The sequence below is a fragment of the Nostoc sp. FACHB-152 genome (genome assembly GCF_014697475.1).
GTDB lineage: Bacteria > Cyanobacteriota > Cyanobacteriia > Cyanobacteriales > Nostocaceae > Nostoc_B.
The window spans coordinates 1-16779 of the sequence record NZ_JACJRV010000110.1 but is presented as its reverse complement, the minus strand read 5'-3'; the positions used below and the strand labels follow the sequence as shown (position 1 = coordinate 16779).

Here is a 16779-nt window from a genome sequence, read left to right as displayed (position 1 = left end):
CTGCATCAGTGAAGTCGCTGGAATACGCCATTAGCATTGGATTTTAGATGCTGAGGAGTACCTTAATTCAAAACCTCATAAGATGTCAAATGGGTTCTATAGGGCCGCCATCACCTAAGTCATTAGAATAGACAACTCTTGAAAAACCAAGCGTAGAGTTGTAATAAACAAACAATCCGGCATCTGATGTAATCGCATTATTATTAGCAATAGCTTTGGCAGCAGCAGCAGCATTTGGAAACGCATCAAGCAGTACCAATACATTAGCATTACCCGAAAGTTTAGAGCTAATGCCTTCCTTGTATCGTACAAGTTCACCAAAATCTAGCCCAAGTTGTCCAGTTTCAAAGACAAAATTATCCACACCGATTTGATAGTCGGTGATTGTATCTGGTTGATTTAAAACAGCAATTCCGTTTGAGCCTGTTCGTGGAAAGCCGTTAGGGAAGATAGTGTCTGAGTAATTGAAACTGTCTTTTCCTGCTCCACCAGTAAGTGTATCTACACCCAAATCACCATCCAGAAAATCATTACCATTGCCGCCTCTTAAAATGTCATTGCCTATACCAGCGTAGAGGTTATCTTTTCCATCTCTGCCTTCAAGAGTGTCATTTCCTGCATATCCATAGAGCAAGTCATTATTAGCTGTACCGCTCAAGGTGTTATTCCCGTTATTGCCGATGATTGTCGCCATAACTATGCTTTTAATTACAACATTAAACTTTGTCAAACAGATTCATCGTAAAAGTTCGCTCAAAAATAATCATCTGAAAAATGTCTTATAATTCACTACAACTAACTAAGTAAAATTTATTAGACTTTAGTTATTGGCTAGGCAAATAATTCTATAACTTTCGTCTTAAATGAAAGCATCTATGACAACGAAAGTCATAAAGTTTCAGCTTGCTGGGATGTTCAAGATATAGTTAAAAATTTAATTCAGGGATAATTTAGTGTTGGCATAAATTGCCATTTGGGAACGATTACGTAAATTCATGCGGTTTAACAAGTGAGTAACGTGGGTTTTGACCGTTCCTTCGGCAATGCAAAGTTGTTGAGCGATTTCGCGGTTGGTAAAGCCTTTTCCAATCAGGCGCAACACATCTTTTTCACGAGGGGTGAGTTCAATCAGGTTTTTATCGGCTAACTTTGGGGCTGGATCAGGGAGGTTGAGCATCAGCTTTTCCATCAGTCCTGGTGCTAACTGGGTATAGCCGCAATGAACAAACCGAATCGCCTGTGCCAGTTCTTGAGAAGGCATATCCTTGAGCAAATAACCTTTGGCCCCTGCACGTATAGACTGAGCAACGTAGCGATCGTCATCAAATGTGCTTAAGACAAGGACTTTGATAGCGGGAAACTGTTGACAGATAATTCGTGTGGCTTCTCTACCATCCATCACGGGCATTCGTATATCCATTAATACAACATCCGGTTGTAAAGCAGTTACCTGCTCAATCGCCGTTTCACCATTATCAGCAGTTCCGACTACTTGTAAATCAGGTTCAAGCGTCAGCATAGCTTTCAGACCTTGGCAGATTAAGCTTTGATCGTCTACCAGTAACAAGCGAATCATATTCACTGTAATTGTGCTTGGATAACAATAATTTAATGTATCAGTACTAGAAGGTTAACACCTGCTTGTTTCCCAAATATTTCCTGGCTCAGATTCAACACTTGCTGATAGGTCATCGGTTTTTAATGGTAGTTCAACGGTTATACAACAACCATTACCAGGCTCTGATTCTAGGTGGAAGTAACCTTTTAAAGCAGCGACCCGTTCTTGCATTCCGCGAATTCCATATCCAGTCATTTTTTGCTGGAAATAGAATCCTTTACCATTATCTTCAACTCGAAGCTTAACACTATCATTGTTAGCAACAAGCTCAATTTTAACTGCTGTAGCTTGTGCATATTTGCAAATATTTGTCAATGCTTCTTGGAGAATTCGATATAAGGTTTTGACGATAGGCAATGGCACAATCACGCCTAAGCTGATTTTAGTAATAGGAGACAAACCTGTGCCTTGACGAAAATCTTCTACCAAAGAGGCGATCGCATTTTCTAAAGGTTGATCTTCTGAGACATCCTCGCGCAATGCTCTGACAGATTGGCGGACTTCTTGCATTGCCATTTCTCCTAGCCGTTGAGCTTGAGCTAGAAATGATGCAGCTGCTTCCGGGTCAACAGACCAAAGTCTTGCTGTCGTTTGTATCTGCACGTTCAAGGCTGTCAGGGCGTGACCCAAAGAATCGTGAATCTCGCGGGCGATCCGGTTCCGTTCTTGCATCGCAGCTAGGTCTTCAATTTGCAAGGCATACCGTTGTAGTTGCTCATGGGCAATACTAAGCTGTTGTCGTGTCTTTTGCTCAACCAGCAATATATTTACTAATTGCAAAATAAAGAATAATCCCAATCCAAACATCAATATTTCGACTAATTGATGCAACCAAAATTGCTGCTGCTGTTGCTGTGGGATTAATTTAATAACAGTTTGAACATACTGTCCTTGATGTCCCAAAAATAAGATAAAGCACAAAAATGCTATCACTAAACATCCAAATGATTCAAACAAGAAGCAACTGCGAATCACCACAATCAAATACAGCGTTGGTAAGATATGCAGATATCCCAATACTGTACCGAAAAAAATTAAAATAATTTCGATTGCAGTATACAATACTTTGACTGAGGTTCGACCGTTTGGCAACCTTAAACCCATTAAACCAAGTAAAGTCAAGATCAGGATATGTTCAACTGGTAGACTTCGCTGTTGTAGAGCTTCAATTACAGCTAGTGAAGCGCAAGAGGTAAGCATGACCCATTCGGTGTAGAGCAGAAAGCGAAAAGGATTAGGACGGATGAAAAATGACAGATTCATAAAAATAGCTAAAAGCAATCTTTGTTTCATTAACACTCTTAACTGTATTTTAAACTTCCTGTCCAGCGAAAAATTTATAACTTTCGTTGTGATAGATGCTTTCAGCTAAGACGAAAGTTATAGAAAAATTTACTGAATCTATGATTAAAGTTAGTGCAAATTTACATAGTTAGTTGTAGTGGATTTTGAGACATTTTTCAGATGTTCATCTTTCATTGAACCTTTACGATACATATGGTTCACAAGACATAAGTCTGCACTTAACTAGGAGAAAGCAATGGTTAACAACCAATCTTCAAGTCTTTGCTCAATTCATGGTCTAGAAGACATTTCCCAAGAGAACGCTGCTGCTTGTTCTGGTGGAACAATCACTATATATGACGCGGCTAATCTACAGGGGACAGGCTTTACTTTTAATAGTTCGGTCGGTGATCTCCGTTTTACCAAAGATGGCAATTTGAATGATAGAATTTCATCTGTTAGAGTTGATCGATTCTCCGAATGGGAGTTATTTATAGGAGTGGGTTTTAGAGGTGATAAGCTAACGCTTCGCCCAGGAATCTATAATCTGAGTCAGTTTCCAGGAGGATTTAATAACGAAGTTTCCTCGTTAAGACGTATTGGTTAGCACAAGAATTTCAGCTATCACCAACGCAATATTGAGACTAGCACACTGCTAACCCATTTTTGAAGTCAACTAGTTAGGGAAAAGATAAATATTTTTCCCTAACTAGGCTACATTGTTCTGTTACCAATTCATAGAGCAACACAGTTCAAGCATCTAAGTGGATGGTGGCTTTGACGGTGAGCCGTTTATGCATCCTTTATTAGCTATCCCAAGCACAACATGATGTCATCTAATACCAAAAAAACATCATGAAAAATGTTCTACTACCAATTTATACAATTTATAAGGGTGAGGTTTGCCTCGCTCCTAATACTTAATTGGTTATAAATATTAGCGAGCAAAAATGAGATACCAAATTGTTTTGCAACACAATGAGGAAGATTGTGGTGCTGCTTGTCTTGCTTCTGTTGCCAAACATTATGGACGCACTTTTGCTCTACATAGAATTAGAGAAGCAGTTGGCACGGGAGCGCAAGGAACTACCTTGTTAGGTTTAAGTCGAGGCGCGGAAGTTTTAGGATTTAATACTCGCATAGCCAAAGCTAACTCGCAATTTATAGAGCAACTGCACCAAGCCCCTTTACCAGCGATTATTCACTGGAAAGGCTACCATTGGGTACTTTTGTATGGGCGAAAAGGCTCTAAGTATGTAATTGGCGATCCGGGTGTTGGTATCTGCTACATCACTCTCAAAGAGCTAATGGCAGGTTGGAGCAATGGCATTATCCTACTGCTGATACCAGACGATCGCCGTTTTTACGAGCAGCCCGACGATAAAATCGGTGGGTTTGGGCGCTATTTAGTGCGCGTTTGGCCTTATCGCTTCTTGATAGCCCAAGCGATCGCTATTAACTTCGTTATTGGATTATTTTCTCTAGCTTTGCCTTTAATGATGCAACTGCTAACTGACGATGTACTAGTGCGGGGAGATACGCAACTGCTGACAACAGTTGCAATTGGCGTGATTGTCATGAATCTCGTTAAAAGTGTAAGTGGATTAGTACAATCTCACCTCATCGGTCATTTTAGTCAAAGATTGCAATTAGGATTAGTTCTGGAATACGGGCGAAAACTTTTGCATTTACCTCTGGAATATTTTGAAAGCCGTCGAAGTGGGGAAGTAACAAGCCGTATTGCCGATGTCAATACTATTAATCAGCTAGTTACTGAAATTGTCCTCGGTTTGCCTAGCCAATTTTTTATCGCTCTGATTTCCTTGGGGATGATGCTATTTTACAGTTGGCAATTAACTGTGGCTTCTGTTGTTGCTTTTGTAGTAGTCACAGGACTGAATCTACTTTTTTTACCAGCTTTACGCCAAAAAACTCGTAGGCATATTATCTTAGGCACAGAAAACCAAGGCTTTCTCGTAGAGACATTTCGTGGTGTCCAAGTATTGAAAACAACTCAAGCCACTCCCCAAGCTTGGCAAGAGTATCAAACAAATTACGGTCGCCTTGCCAACCTAAGTTGGAGTATGATGAAGTTAGAGCTTTATAGTGGCACGCTCACCAACTTTATTTCTACTGTGACAAATATTGCCTTACTCTGGTTAGGCAGTAATTTAGTAATTAATCAAACCTTAAGCATTGGACAGTTGCTGGCTTTTAGTGGTATGAGTAGCAACTTTCTTGGCTTTTTGAGTTCAGCAATTGGTCTAGCTGATGAATTCATCACTGCCCAGATTGTGATCCAACGTTTGACAGAAGTTATCGATGCTACCCCAGAAGATGCAAATGATTTCAGAAAACCTGTAGCAAACATTCCGGCTAATGCAGACATCACCTGTACTAACCTGAATTTTCACCACGCAGGTAGAGTTGATTTGCTGAGTGATTTTTCTTTAGTTATCCCTGGAGGGAAAGTAACTGCTTTAATTGGTAAATCAGGCTGTGGCAAAAGCACTCTAGCCAAACAGATAGCTGGTTTATATAAAATCCAGTCAGGCAATATCTCCTATGGTATATATAACCAGCAAGACCTATCTCTGGAATGTTTACGACAACAAGTAGTGCTAGTGCCTCAAGAACCACATTTCTGGAGTCGTTCAATTATTGAAAATTTCCGCTTTAGCTATCCACAGGTAAGTTTTGAGGAGATAGTACAAGCTTGCTCTATTGCTGGTGCAGATGAATTTATTAGTAAACTTCCTGACAAATATCAAACTGTACTAGGCGAATTTGGTGCAAATCTTTCTGGCGGTCAAAAGCAAAGATTAGCTATAGCTAGGGCGATAGTTACTCAGCCACCTATACTAATACTAGATGAATCTACGGGCGCACTTGACCCAGTAAGCGAGAATCAGGTACTTGATAAACTGCTATATTATCGCCGGGGCAGAACTACAATTTTAATTAGCCATCGTCCCAAAGTCATCCAACGTGCTGATTGGATTGTGTTACTAGAGTCAGGGCATTTAAAAATATCTGGATCTCCAAAAGAGCTATGTCAGATTCCGGGTGAACATTTAGATTTTCTAGAAGATATTTTGCCATCAAAGAATGGTTTGTTATCGTCTTTGGTCAAGTCTCAACACCGAACAACATAGCCTCACCTTTTATGATTAGCTACTTCAGATCGGATTTTATACAACATTCAAATACTACTTATTAAATAAAATTGTTGGGATGAAAAATCATTAGCAAATATATAAAATTTACCAATCTAGGGTTATTAGCTTCCAACATTTTAGGAAGTTTTCTGCTGGCATTCACTTCTGCTAATGCTGCTATTTTAGTAGAACCAACTGTGACTACACCTAACGAAAATTTTTCTGATGGAGAAGGCTTAGGAGACTATTCAAGACCTCTAGAAGACATCTTATATCAATTATCGCTGGATCGGCAAGGTAAGGGTAAATGCGGTTTGACCATCAGATATAGCATTGAGGGTGAGGTCGCCACGATGGGCGCGAGCAATTTCACGAGCCAAGCTCAAGCCTAAGCCAATTCCTTCAACTTGGCGGTTCCGTGCGGGGTCGCCACGATAGAAGCGGTCAAAAAGCCGATGGCGATCGCTTGCAGGTATATCTTTTGAAGCGTTGGCGATGGTAATTTGGATATTTGTTGGCAATTTCTGTGCCTCAATCTTAATCCAACCATCGGCAAGGTTGTATTTGATGGCATTACTCAAGAGGTTTTGCAGAACTTGCATAAGTAAATCGCGATCGCCCTGTACCTTAAGCCCAGTAGGAATGTCAGTTTGTACAATCAAATGCGGAGCCAGCAGTTCTACATCCTCTACCATCTCCATTAGCAACTGTGACATATCTACCTCAACCAAATACAAACTCATTTGTCCGGCATCTGCGAGAGATAGCAGTAAGAGTTTCCGCATAATTCCACTCAGGCGACGCACTTCATCTAACAAATTACTGAGGCGTTGCTGCACTTCACTTCCGGGATCTACCTGTTGCAGAGTTCTTTCCAGTTCGCCTTGCAAAATTGTCAGTGGGGTTTTCAGTTCGTGCGCCGCATCAGCACTGAAGCGGGACGCTTGGGTAAAACTGCGTTCTAGGCGTGACAGCATTTGGTTAAACACTTGAATCAATTCCACAAACTCAACATCTGTTTTACCGATGGGAATTCGCTGATCTAAACCTTTAACTGTCACCTGTTGAATCGCATCTGTTAATTGACTAATAGGACGCAACGCCCTACGGGAAATTAACCCTGCTCCCAGTGTAACCAATAGCAAAGATACTGGGATGGAAACCAAGAAGATATTACGAATTGTCGCCATTTCTTGATCGACAGCTTGCAGACTTACTGCGATCGCAACCTGCTGATTATCAGGAAATTTAATTGCTCCAATCCGCCAAGTTGCTGTTGCAGTCTTTGCAGTCACAAACTGCGGCGGAAGTGGGCGGGGTGGTAAATCTAAGGGTGGATTTGGTTGTTCTCTAGGAGGTGGCGGTGGTGAAGGTGTGGCCTGAAGACGCTGAACCAATAGGCGGTTGACTTGAATGTCAGCAGGCAAAGAATTGAATTGAAAAATCGTATTACCATTGCCATCAAGTACCAGCATGGCAATAGGAGTTTTACTATTGCTTTCCAAACCAAAGGATAGGAGTTCTGGCCGCCGATGCAATCGCTCTCTCTCATGTGGACGACTAGCCCGCATCAACTGATTTAACAGTTCTGTATCGAATTGGCTCATCTTGGCATTGTAGATTTGAAACCAAGAAACTGCACCAAATCCTACTAATGTACTACCAGCCAGAGCCGCAGCCAAAAGCGCAATCCTCAGTTGAAACGATCGCAGTTGTTTCATGATGATGATTCTGGTTGACGAAACCGATAGCCAACACCACGAATACTTTCAATCCAACTAGCTTCATTGATGGGGTCGATTTTTTTGCGAATTCGCTGAATACACACATCCACAACGTTAGTATTGGGGTTAAAGTCATAGCCCCAAACGTGTTCTAATATTTGGGTACGGGTAAAAACTCGTCCAGGAGAGCGCATGAGATATTCCAATAGATTAAACTCGCGGCTGGTAAGTTCAATCGCCTTTTGATTGCAAGTCACTTCGCGCGTGATGCGATCAAGTTTAATTGGCCCAACCGCCAGCAGATTTTGGCGCTCGCCTACACTCCGGCGCACAACTGCATGAATACGAGCCGCTAACTCTTCGACAAAAAAAGGTTTAGCAATGTAATCATCGGCTCCCAAGTTCAAGCCTTGCAAGCGATCGTCTAGTTCATTACGAGCCGTTAACAAAATTATCGGTGCATTCCGACCTTCTCGCCGCAGTTGCTTGAGAATTGACAGTCCATCTTTTCCAGGAACCATAATGTCCAGGATAATCGCATCGTATTCGTTATCTAATGCCCGCAGATATCCTTCATCACCATTGTCGCAGTAGTCTACGACAAATCCCTGCTCCTTCAGCCCAGCCCGGACGAAGTTAGCAATTTTCGCTTCATCTTCGACAAACAGAACGTTCACAACTATTTATTACTGCATTGATTGTTCTATTTTAAATTGATTATTCTTTAGCTCTAATTACAAAAATGTAATTTAAAAATTAAGCAAGCTGTCATTTTGGGGTGAGTTAATCATAAATGTCAGCAACAAGAATTTTCGAGGTTAATTGTGATGAATATACGCTCATTACTAGCAGTCACAGCAATTCCTTTGGTAATTGGTACATTCGGTTTTGCTGCATCTAACCAAGCGATCGCCACAGCACCACGCGATCGTCATCCACAGATTGCACAACAGCAAAGACCCCATGAAAAACCACAACTCAAACGCCAACCCCGCCCACAACAGAAAAAGCCTGATCATCGGACAGAGCGCAACCAAGTAAGACCGAATAATCGTTAAGCTTATAACTAATAGGACTTACGCACTGAAGCCTGAAACCCTGATCCCCCCTAACCCTAGGGCGGGGGTAATTAGATTTTCTTTAAGAACTTGAGTATGAATTGAGCTACAGATTCCGGTGATTCGATTAAAAAGCTATGACCACCTTGCTCGATAATTACAAGTTCAGCGTTAGGAATACCTTGATTAAGTTGCTCAGAAAATTTAACTGGAGTTAGAATATCTTGTCTACCCACTAGCACCAAAGTTGGACATTGAATATATTTAAGTTTGTCTGTTGTGTCATAGTGAAGAATGGCTCGACTTTGATGATAAAGTCCGTGTGCTGTTGGCGCAAAAGGATAGTTAATAGCCCATTCAATTAGTTGGTTTACCATCCCTGGAATAGCATAAAAATCATCAGTAAATATCCAAGGTAAGACAACTTTTTCGTATAGTTCTAAGTCTAGTTTTGCGGCAATATCGCCCCAAGTTTTGATGATACTATTAAATTTTTCATTGCCCTTAGCAAAAGAAGAAAGTAGGATGAGACTTTTGATTCTTTGAGGGTATGTTAAAGCTAATTCTTGGGCAATTAGACCACCCATTGAGTGACCTATTACATGGACTTTTTCGATCCCAAGAACATCAAGTAATGCAGCCGCATCATTTGCCATCTGTTGAATACTATAAGGGCTATCGGGAGCCGAACTTTGCCCTATACCTCGGTTATCAAAGCGAATCACTTGATATTGAGAAATCAGCGATGGCATCAATAGCGACCAATAAGCGCGATCGCACATGAATCCAGCAATTAATAATAAAGGCTCCCCTGTGCCTTTGATTTCATAAAATAAATCAATTCCGTTAACTTGAACTTTTGGCATTAGTAATTAATTATTCTGAGTTGTCTTCTGGTTCTGGCTGCGCTTTACTAGCCATGTTCCTAGTAAGGCAAGTGCAACTCCAGCAATAATAAAACAAGGAATGTAGCCGAAGTTATCAACAACTCTACCAAATACCGCCGCGCCAATTCCTTGACCAATAAATAAGTTAAAGGCAAATAACGAAACTGCTGTACCCCTAGCTTCTGGTGCAAGTTCTGTGGCTTGAGTTTGCAGAGTGCTGTGCATCATATAAAAACTCAATCCCATAAGCATTGCAAAGGGAATGAAAAATATCCAATTTGGCAATAATGCGATCGCCAAAAAGCAAATGCACATTAACCAGCCACCAACACCCATCAAACCACTTTCACCTAGCCGTTGTACTAACCACTTGACACTGCGGCTATAAATCAGTCCACCCAAGCCAAAACTACTCAACATAAACCCAATCGCCACATAGGGTAGGCTGTATCTATCGCGCAGAAATGCACCAACATAAGCAAATGCTCCCATCAAGCAAAAGCCTTCAATAAATACTCCCACTATCACAGTACGGGCATTTTCTTGGGTGAGAAGTTGGTAATAAGGTTTAAATGTTGCCCAGCTAAATTTTTCTGTGGAACGATTGCCATCACGAAAATTACGCGTTCCCCGCCATAGTAAACCAGCGATCGCTAAAGAAACAATCCCAAATACTAAAAAGATGTCACGCCAGCTAATATATTCACCAAATATCCCACCCAAACTACCGCCGAGAATTTGACCAAGTACCAATGCACTCAAATATTTACCGATGGCGGCTTGGCGTTCTGTATAGGGAAAGTTATCACCGATATAAGCTAGGGTGACAGGGATGATACCGGCGGCAAACACCCCCGTGAGAAATCGTAGTAAAGTCAGTAGGGCAATATTGGATACAAAAGCACAAAGTGCCGTACCAACAGCAAAGGCTGTCAAGGCTGCTGTAATGACTCTTAATTTGCCGATGCGATCGCCTAACGGCCCATAAACTAACTGAAACAGTCCGTAGGGAATTGTATAGGCTGAAACGATTACCGCCGCACTACCAACACCGACATTAAATTCATTAGCAATGATGTGTAGCAGTGGATCAATCACTCGCACATCGGCTATTACCATAAACGCAGCAGCACCCAACAGCCCTAAAGAAACAGGTGCTTTACCTGTTTGCCCAATTGCTAATCTATCCACTTAATTCTCCTGTTGAAAAAGTGCTGAGTGCTGAATAATATGGTTCAACACTTAGCACTAATAATCGTTTTGCGTAAAACCGTAGCTTTTTTTGAACGCAGAGTAACGCAAAGCGTTTCTAGAGCAGTAATCAAAAATCTAACCCCCCAGCTCCCAGCCCTACCAGGGAAGGGCTGGGTGGTTTCATCCGAAAAAATAAAAATCTATAAGTCCTGATTTATCGTTTTGTAGCCCAGATTTTGACCCCTCTCCAAACCTCTCCCCCACGGGGAGAGAGGCTTTGAAATACAGTTGTCTTTTTTCTCTGATTATATGAAACCACCCTGCTTCCTTACCAGGGAAGGGGGAGCTAAACTCCCCTCTCCTCGTAGGAGAGGGGTAGGGGGAGAGGTTCTTTCAAGATTCCTGAATTGGTGTTTCTAGAAATAATTTGCGAGGACTCAGTTTGTAACAGTTTTTGCTGATTGGTTAAACAACAAATTTCGTGATTTTTCAATATCTAAGGCTTGATTTTTGAAAGCTTCGGCTTTTTCGTAGGCGCGAATTGTGGCTGGACGAGCTTTAATTGTCTCAAACCAGCGTTGGATGTTGGGAAAATCTTCTAGTTTTTGACCTTGGCTTTCATGCGGCACAATCCAAGGATAAGCGGCAATATCAGCAATGGAGTAATCGCCGGCAATGAACTCTCTATCTGCTAGTCGCTTATTTAGCACTGCATACAAGCGTCCTGTTTCGTTGACGTAGCGGTTAATGGCATATTCAATTTTTTCGGGAGCATAATTTCTAAAGTGGTGATTTTGTCCCGCCATTGGCCCTAAACCTGCCATTTGCCAAAATAACCACTGAAGTACATCGACGCGATCGCGCAGATTTTGTGGAATTAATTTACCAGTTTTTTCCGCCAAATACAGCAATATGGCACCAGATTCAAAAACCGAAACTGGCTCACCGCCACCTGCTGGTTCACGATCAATAATTGCAGGGATGCGATTATTTGGCGCAATCTTGAGAAACTCCGGCTGAAACTGCTCCCCTGCGCCAATATTTATCGGCACGATAGTATAGGGTATTTCAGCTTCTTCCAAAAACATCGTGATTTTGTGACCGTTGGGTGTTGTCCAATAGTAAAGCTCAATCATGATTTGGTTCCCCTGGAAAATGGTCAATGGTCAAATGAATTCTGTAGACGCGCAGCGGCTTGCCGCAGGCTAGTGTGAAGTATAAAGTTTCATAATTCATACTTCACACTTCATATTTTTTCTATCCTTGATACGGATTACCAATTCTGTCTACAAATACGTTGTGAGAAAAGGGTAAGCGGCCAGGATTCAAGCGTGGTTCTGCGGCATAACCTACAGGTACAACAACTGCGATCGCTAAATTAGGATCATCAGATGCGCCAATCACTTCTTTAACTTTGTCCTCTATCCAGCCATTCATAAAACAGGTGGATAAACCTAAGCTTTCGGCTGCTAAAACTAAATGGGTAGAAGCAATAATTGCATCCTTAATGGCATATTCTCGCCGCTTGTCTCCTAACCCTGCTTGAAATTGCGGAATAGAGCTTCTAAAGTAATTTACTGTACCTTCATTCCATGCGCCTGTTTGCAATCCACTTTCTAAAATCGGAGTTAAATCTTGTTCGCCTACTGTAGGATCAGCAGCAAACACAAAGGTTACAGGTGCTTGAATAATTTGTTTTTGATTCCAAGCGGCGGCGGCTAAAGCTTCTTTTTGCGCTTCATCTTGAACCAGGATAATCCGCCAATCTTGAATATTAAAACTGCTGGGTGCAGCTACGGTTAACTCTACTAGTTGTTGGAGTAATTCTGGCGCAATGGGGTCTGGTTTAAAGGTTTTGATAGAACGACGCTGAAGAATTGCACTGGGTACATCTAAAGCTTTTGTCTGTGCGATCGCATCCATGAGATTTTCCCCTCAAAGGTAAATTACAGGCATTATATATTTGGCTACCTGCTGACTAGCAGATTTAACTATTCAAATATCCAATTGCAACAGCAGATTTGTGCTAAATAATCGACCGAATTACACCACCATCAACCCTCACAGCCGCACCATTAGTTGCTGAAGCTAATGGACTAGAGAGGTAAGCTACCAATGTTGCGACTTCTTCGTTAGTTGCAAAGCGTTGGATTAGGGAACTAGGACGAACTTTTTGAAAGAATTCTGCCTCAACTTCGCTGGCACCGATTCCCCTTTCCTGCCCTATTTGGGTAATAAATGTTTCAACGCCTTCGGAACGAGTTGGCCCTGGTAGAACAGAGTTTACTGTGACTTTTGTACCAACAGTCATTTCTGCCAAACCGCGTGCCAAAGCAATCTGAGCCGTTTTAGTCACTCCGTAGTGAATCATTTCTACGGGAATTTGAAAGCCAGATTCACTAGAGATAAAAATTACCCGTCCCCAGTTTTGTTCCAGCATCTTTTGTAAGTATTTGCGGCTTAAACGAACTCCACTGAGTACGTTAACCTCAAATATATGTAACCAATCTTCGTCAGTAATATCGAAGAATCCTTTAGGCTCGTAAATACCTAGATTATTAACTAGGATATCGACTTGAGGCACTTGCTCAAAAACTTGCTCGATACCTGCTTTAGTCGCTAAATCGGCTACAACGCCACTAACTTGAGCATCGGGAGTAAAGTATTTAATTTTATCTATTGCCTGGGTGACTCGTTTTTCTGTGCGACCATTGACGATGACTGATGCACCTTCTTGTGCTAATGTTTGGGCGATCGCAAAACCAATACCAGTAGTTGAACCACTGACAAATGCGGATTTATTGTGTAATTTCAAGTCCATATCGCTCTCCCCTGTTAGTCACAGACTAACTAGCTGACTTGCTGTTAATCATGGTATTGATGCCACAAAGATGAAACTTACTTGCGGAACAGATATAGCAATTGAAGTACAGTTTAGGAAATAAGCTGAACCTCAACCCAATACCCAACAAGACTTTCCTGCCTATTGCCTATTGCCTCTTCCCTGCTATATTACTCAATGCTATTAAGTATTAGGGTGAGCCAATGCCCACCCCAGCTATTAGGCAAGATACTGTGCTAAAGTCTTATCTAGAGTGCCTTTTGGCACTGCACCGACGACTGTATCCACTTGTCGTCCTCCTTTGAAAATCATGAGTGTGGGTATACTGCGAATTCCGTAATGGCTGGCAACAGTGGGATTTTGATCTGTGTTCAGCTTCACTACTTTTACCTGTCCGTCGTATTCAGCCGCAACTTCATCAACAACCGGAGCTAACATCCGACAAGGGCCACACCAAGGAGCCCAAAAGTCAACTAATACCGGAATTTCACTATCCAGTACTTCTGGTTTGAATGTAGCTTCTGTAACATTCGTAACGGATGACATAATCGCCTTCCTGTTTTAATTCATTTATTCGATTTTATCGAACAAACAAAATATACGCTACTTTAAGCGATAATGCAAGTATGAGATTTTTATATCATCCAGACAAAAAAGATATATCTTTAGCAGCAGTGCTGTATGCGCTAGGTGACCCCGTGCGATTAGAAATGGTGCGGCAGTTAGCGACAAAGGGGGAACAGTGCTGTGCGGATTTTGATTTTGCGATCGCCAAATCCACCATGTCCAATCATTTTAAAATCTTACGAGAGTCAGGAGTAGTCTTGACTCATAAAGAAGGAACACAACATATTAATAAACTGCGACGCGAAGATTTAGAAGCGTTGTTTCCTGGTTTACTAGAAGCAGTATTGCGATCGGCTAGACCATTATTTATATGTCAACAGTCAGTAGTTCATACTCAATAGTCATTTGTCAAAAAGAAGAGTGTCGGGTGTAGTCAGGCTTTTTTCTTTCCCCCACACCCCACACCCTACACCTTTTGCCGGAATTGTAACCAAGCTGATTTTGCTTGTATGTCTGAACTGACACCTTTTTTGAGCAAAACTACACCATCTTGAAAATCGATGATTCCATATTCTTGATTACTGAGGTGATCAACAAGTTTTGTCAAATCTTGTAACTGCCGGCGATCGTTTTTAAAAGCCGCTTGATATTTTTGTAATTGCCAAAGGTCTGCGATCGCATAATCTACTTTAATTACTTCTTTAGCATCATTGCGTAATTCTAAAGCAGGTAAGCGCAAAAGTTCTCGACGGCTGGAAAGATGGGGTACAAGGTAAGTAGTGGCAGAGACGCTAGCATCTGAAGGAATTTGTGCTAATAAAGGACGCATTTTAGCCACATGGTGCCACTGTTGAGGAAGTGATATGTATACCCAAGGTTTGACAGAATCGGGGATCAGAAAATAAAAAGTTCGATTAGGATTAGACGTAAAGCTAAAAAACAGCGATAGACAAATACAACCAATCCAAAAACGACGAAAAGAAGGTTTAAATTTGTACTGATGCTGTGACCACCAAAGAATTGCTCCGTAAAATAAGCCTGGTACAACAGTTAAAGCGTAGCGGACTGTAATTGCCAGTACCAAAGATCCCTTACCCAAAAATAATTTTAAAAGCGGAAAACCAGCAATCATCCAAGCAGCCGGAGAAACAGCAGGTATGAAAGCTAATGGCAGTAATTGAGCGATTAAATATCTAATTGTTCTGTCTACAGGCGTTACCAGTTCTACTAATAACCGCAACGGATTGCTAATCATACCCCAAATAATTTCTAGAGTAGAAGCTTCATTTCCATCAGCATACTGACCAAACCGTTCTATCATAAAGCGTTGGGAAATATCTTTAGAAAATAACGGCATAATCAAGTTGGTGAGAACCAACATATAACCAAAACTGAGAACGCAGACACCAACTCCAGCACGGGGAAAGCGTTTACTCAAAATCATGTAAATTCCCACCCCAAATAAACCCACACCAGAATCTTCCCGGACAGCTAAAATCAAAACTGCCATTAGCCAAAACAACCACCACCAACGTTTTTCCATTGCTAGAAGGAGGGTAAAAACAAAGAGGGGAATTTGGCTAATGTCGTGAAAATTACTTAAGGTCGGGCCAATAACCGCATTAGCAGCATAAAAACTGGCAGTAATCATCACTGCCAATGATGGTTGTAAATACTGCCGTGCCAATATATATAAAACTATACCCGCAGCAGTGACCAGTGTGACTTGTAGGACTGTTAAAGTAGCGGGAGAAGGAAATAAAGCGTAGATTGGCCACCACAGCAATAAAGCTGGGGTAAAGTGTTGACCAAGACGATGGTAATAAACAGTTGGGAATTCTCCAGCGTGGATAACGTTAGTGGAAAGGCTAGAAGAAAGTGAACTTTGAAAAAAGCGACCGTGGAGATTATTCCAGAAAACTTGGTTAAAAATTCCTTGGTCGAAGGAAGCGTAAAAACTATAGTAACGGTGCAGGGCAAAGAACAAACATAAGATAAAAAATATCCCTGCTAATTGCAGAATAGCAATGCTTGTACTCTCTGGCTCCATCTGCCTTTTTAACATTAGTTGCAGTTTATTGTGTATGTTTGGCAACATCACTCACTCACCCTGAATACGCAAAACTTAAAAATCTTTAAAGATTAATTTTAAAGCTTGAAACCGCAAAACCTCACACTACTTTTGCGGTCTCATCACTTCCGCTAGTAGGCAAGGCTGTTTCATTCTTTAAAACTTACTGATTTATAAGCGTTTTAAGCAAAAAATTAGGTATACCATTTATGCTTTATGCAGTTGATTAACTACCTTCTAAGTAGAGGGACATAAATAATTGTAATTAGGAGAAGGCAGGAGGACGACACTTTACTCAAGTCGGGAAACCCGCCCACGCAAGTGTCTCCAGAGGGCAGGAGGGAAGAGGTTTTTAGCTATTTTGCCCAAGACTTAT

Annotated in this window: 16 protein-coding genes; 4 read left to right on the top strand and 12 right to left on the bottom strand. The window is 41.4% G+C overall.

Translation table 11 applies throughout. From position 1 onward, the window contains the following. Nucleotides 1-85 precede the first annotated feature (85 nt). The 3 genes from H6G76_RS33365 to H6G76_RS33355 all read right to left on the bottom strand — a co-directional run bounded on the left by H6G76_RS33365 (nt 86) and on the right by H6G76_RS33355 (nt 2881). Complete coding sequence (locus H6G76_RS33365) at nt 86-694, bottom strand: calcium-binding protein (protein WP_190710410.1); 609 nt, start codon at nt 692-694, stop codon at nt 86-88. Between the two features lie 240 nt (nt 695-934). Next, nucleotides 935-1576 carry a response regulator transcription factor gene (locus tag H6G76_RS33360; protein ID WP_190710408.1) on the bottom strand — a complete coding sequence of 214 codons (642 nt, stop codon included), beginning with the start codon at nt 1574-1576 and terminating at the stop codon, nt 935-937. Between the two features lie 54 nt (nt 1577-1630). Then, nucleotides 1631-2881, bottom strand: a complete 1251-nt coding sequence (locus H6G76_RS33355; RefSeq protein ID WP_190710406.1) for a sensor histidine kinase — start codon at nt 2879-2881, stop codon at nt 1631-1633. A gap of 277 nt (nt 2882-3158) precedes the next feature. Between H6G76_RS33355 and H6G76_RS33350 the strand changes: the two genes are divergently transcribed. After that, nucleotides 3159-3509, top strand: a complete 351-nt coding sequence (locus tag H6G76_RS33350) for a beta/gamma crystallin-related protein (protein WP_190710404.1) — start codon at nt 3159-3161, stop codon at nt 3507-3509. Between the two features lie 343 nt (nt 3510-3852). Further along, complete coding sequence (locus H6G76_RS33345) at nt 3853-6057, top strand: peptidase domain-containing ABC transporter (RefSeq protein ID WP_190710402.1); 2205 nt, start codon at nt 3853-3855, stop codon at nt 6055-6057. A gap of 281 nt (nt 6058-6338) precedes the next feature. On the opposite strand, the gene H6G76_RS33340 is transcribed toward H6G76_RS33345, so the two are convergent. Together H6G76_RS33340 and H6G76_RS33335 are read right to left on the bottom strand one after the other, a co-directional pair. Beyond that, nucleotides 6339-7781, bottom strand: a complete 1443-nt coding sequence (locus H6G76_RS33340) for a cell wall metabolism sensor histidine kinase WalK (RefSeq protein ID WP_190710399.1) — start codon at nt 7779-7781, stop codon at nt 6339-6341. After that, complete coding sequence (locus H6G76_RS33335) at nt 7778-8461, bottom strand: winged helix-turn-helix domain-containing protein (protein WP_190710398.1); 684 nt, start codon at nt 8459-8461, stop codon at nt 7778-7780. Before H6G76_RS33335 ends, H6G76_RS33340 begins: the two co-directional genes overlap by 4 nt. A gap of 150 nt (nt 8462-8611) precedes the next feature. On the opposite strand from H6G76_RS33335, the gene H6G76_RS33330 reads away from it, so the two are divergent. Next, the gene (locus tag H6G76_RS33330) at nt 8612-8842 is read left to right on the top strand and encodes a hypothetical protein (protein ID WP_190710396.1); all 231 of its coding nucleotides are present in this window, start codon (nt 8612-8614) and stop codon (nt 8840-8842) included. Between the two features lie 71 nt (nt 8843-8913). Here H6G76_RS33330 and H6G76_RS33325 read toward each other — a convergent pair whose 3' ends face one another. From H6G76_RS33325 to trxA, 6 genes are all read right to left on the bottom strand, one after another. Further along, on the bottom strand, nt 8914-9708 hold the full coding sequence (locus tag H6G76_RS33325) for an alpha/beta fold hydrolase (RefSeq protein WP_190710395.1): 795 nt from the start codon (nt 9706-9708) through the stop codon (nt 8914-8916). Nucleotides 9709-9714: 6 nt separating this feature from the next. Next, entirely contained in the window at nt 9715-10920 is a 1206-nt protein-coding gene (locus H6G76_RS33320; protein ID WP_190710393.1) for an MFS transporter, read from the bottom strand. A gap of 440 nt (nt 10921-11360) precedes the next feature. Further along, on the bottom strand, nt 11361-12059 hold the full coding sequence (locus H6G76_RS33315) for a glutathione binding-like protein (protein WP_190710391.1): 699 nt from the start codon (nt 12057-12059) through the stop codon (nt 11361-11363). 121 nt (nt 12060-12180) lie between these two features. Then, complete coding sequence (locus H6G76_RS33310) at nt 12181-12846, bottom strand: nitroreductase family protein (RefSeq protein ID WP_190710389.1); 666 nt, start codon at nt 12844-12846, stop codon at nt 12181-12183. Between the two features lie 103 nt (nt 12847-12949). Beyond that, a complete protein-coding gene (locus tag H6G76_RS33305; RefSeq protein ID WP_190710387.1) occupies nt 12950-13744 on the bottom strand; it encodes an SDR family NAD(P)-dependent oxidoreductase in 795 nt (264 codons plus the stop codon). Between the two features lie 240 nt (nt 13745-13984). After that, nucleotides 13985-14311, bottom strand: a complete 327-nt coding sequence (gene trxA / locus H6G76_RS33300) for a thioredoxin (RefSeq protein WP_190710385.1) — start codon at nt 14309-14311, stop codon at nt 13985-13987. Nucleotides 14312-14391: 80 nt separating this feature from the next. Between trxA and H6G76_RS33295 the strand changes: the two genes are divergently transcribed. Beyond that, nucleotides 14392-14733: a helix-turn-helix transcriptional regulator gene (locus H6G76_RS33295; RefSeq protein ID WP_190710383.1), complete on the top strand. Its 342-nt coding sequence runs from the start codon at nt 14392-14394 to the stop codon at nt 14731-14733. A 65-nt stretch (nt 14734-14798) separates the two neighbouring features. Here the strand turns inward: H6G76_RS33295 and H6G76_RS33290 are convergent, their stop codons facing one another. Further along, entirely contained in the window at nt 14799-16397 is a 1599-nt protein-coding gene (locus tag H6G76_RS33290; protein WP_242056627.1) for a DUF2079 domain-containing protein, read from the bottom strand. Nucleotides 16398-16779: the final 382 nt, after the last annotated feature.